Raw genomic sequence first — 826 nt, 5'->3', positions numbered from 1 at the left:
TGTCGATGCGCTGCTCACGACTTCTGAAAACCTTGTCGGGAAGCTGCACTTAGTTTCCAATTTTCAAACGATTCCTGAAGATGCCGTGCGGATTCAGCCCATTGAAAAAGAGCGCTTGAGTGCCAATCACAGTATTTATTACGAATATAACTTATGGAGCGAGATTAAGAATTTAACGTTCTTTGAAAAGTACAGCATCATGGTCGCGGTCTTTATTTACGTATTGAGTACCGTAGTACTGTTTTATGTGAACATGCACACCGAACGTCGCTACTTTAAAGATCTTGCTGCAAGAGACCCAATGACAGGGCTGCTCAACCGCAGAGGAATGCAGGCCGTTTGGCGTAATAAAATGACGAAGAAGAACGTGGCATTGGCTGTGTTCGATATCGATAACTTTAAGAACATTAATGACTCGCTGGGTCATCACATCGGTGACAAAGTCATCCAAGAAGTTTCTGCGCGTTTAAAACGACTGCTGCCAAACCAAGCGATCATCGGCCATCTTGGCGGTGATGAGTTCGGCATCATCCTTCCTGAGCCAGAAAACTCGCGCATGGCAGAAGTGTTATCAGATCGCATTATTTCTTTGATAAACCAACCTTTTGATCTGCACCATTTCAGTAAACGTCTTGCCTGCTCAATCGGTAGCGTCCGCTATCCGGAAGATGGGCAGGATGCTCGTATCTTGCTACAAAATGCCGATACCGCAATGTACGAAGCCAAAGATCGCGGGCGAAACCGTCTGATCAAATTCAATGACCAAATGAACAAAGAAGCGCGTATGCGTTTGTGGCTCGAAATCGAACTGCAAAAAGCACTGCAG

At 45.5% G+C, this 826-nt stretch carries 1 protein-coding gene; it reads left to right on the top strand.

Going from position 1 to position 826, the window contains the following annotated elements; translation table 11 throughout:
* Positions 1-826 (top strand): GGDEF domain-containing protein (locus R7Q48_RS26190; protein WP_318133108.1); only part of this gene is annotated, 826 nt, incomplete at both ends.

Source organism: Vibrio sp. 378, from assembly GCF_033339435.1.
Note: the sequence above shows the minus strand (reverse complement) of the source record. Positions and strands in the feature narration are given on the sequence as shown.